This window comes from Bartonella sp. AD328YNZD, from assembly GCF_042196425.1.
Genome location: NZ_JBHIQG010000544.1, coordinates 1 through 1141, shown reverse-complemented (window position 1 = coordinate 1141; position 1141 = coordinate 1). Strand labels below are relative to the sequence as shown.

The following is a 1141-nucleotide window of genomic DNA, read 5'->3' as shown; positions in this document are numbered from 1 at the left end:
CTAGATAAGAAGTCGGATTGTTTACAGGCTATTTGTTTACAAATTGGTACAGAGTTTAAGCTTCATCCTTTTTTAAGAGAGAGAGGGAGTTATAACTCTTTAAAATATGAAAGTTTTGTATTTGGAATTGATAGATGCACCGAAGTTCTTCTCCGTATGATTCATTAGAAGTGCGAAATTCTCAAGGTTCGCGTCTTATTGAGATGTTTTTGCGTCAGATAGGAGTATTTATTGGGCTCGGGCTTTTGGGCTTTATTATTTTTTGTGTGTTTGCTTTGGCGACGTGGAATGTTGCGGACCCATCTTTAACTCATGCAAGTACAAATGAGGTTACAAACCTTATGGGGTGGATGGGGGCAATTTTTTCAGATTTTATTATGCAGTTTTTTGGCTTGGCAAGTCTTTCTGTTTTGTTGCCACCGTTATTTTGGTCTTTTCTCTTGTTGGCGCAAAAGAATATCTACAATTTGACTTTGCGCTTTTTTTTATGGGTGCTATCAACGATTTGTTTTTTAATTGCTTTTGCTCTTATGTCACCTATTGCTTCTTTTACTTATTGGCCATTGCCAATGGGATTGGGAGGGGTTTTAGGAGATAAAGTTTTAAGTGTTGCTTCTTCAGTCTTTCCTCTTTTTCTTTCTCCTCCTTACACGGTGTTTTTCAGTGTTGTTTTTATTCTTTTAGGTTTTTTCACCGCTGCTTTTGCTGGTAATGTAATATGGCGGCGTCGAACAAAGAAAAGAAAAGAAAAAAACATTCCAAAAGACGAAATCATTAATCCAGTCTTTGAGTTGGAAGAAGATACGGAATATGCCGCAGAGGAGGATCGTGAAAATCATGGTTTTTTTGCGACAACTTGTGGCGCTCTTTTGCATCTTTTTTATTTTTTACAAGCGCGTTTTTTTCGTTTATTCTGTTTCAAAAGGCGTTTTCAGAGTAAAGGGCAAGGAAAGCCATTTGATCGGATTGAGCCAACTTTTTTAGGTGAAAAAGTAAAGCGTGAGGAAAATAAAAATAAAGCTTATGTTTCTCCTGTTAAAAATCGAAAGTCTTTAACAGCTTCTTCAAATGGTGGCTTTGTTCTTCCACTTGTAGATTATCTTTCGGTTCCACCACCGTCTGTTAGGGATGCAAAACTTTC

At 37.0% G+C, this 1141-nt stretch carries 1 protein-coding gene; it reads left to right on the top strand.

The window, feature by feature from the left end; genetic code table 11:
- Positions 1 to 134: 134 nt before the first annotated feature.
- Positions 135 to 1141, top strand: a 1007-nt coding sequence (locus ACFIO3_RS13520; RefSeq protein WP_375704633.1) for a DNA translocase FtsK 4TM domain-containing protein, incomplete at its 3' end; no start/stop codon positions are given.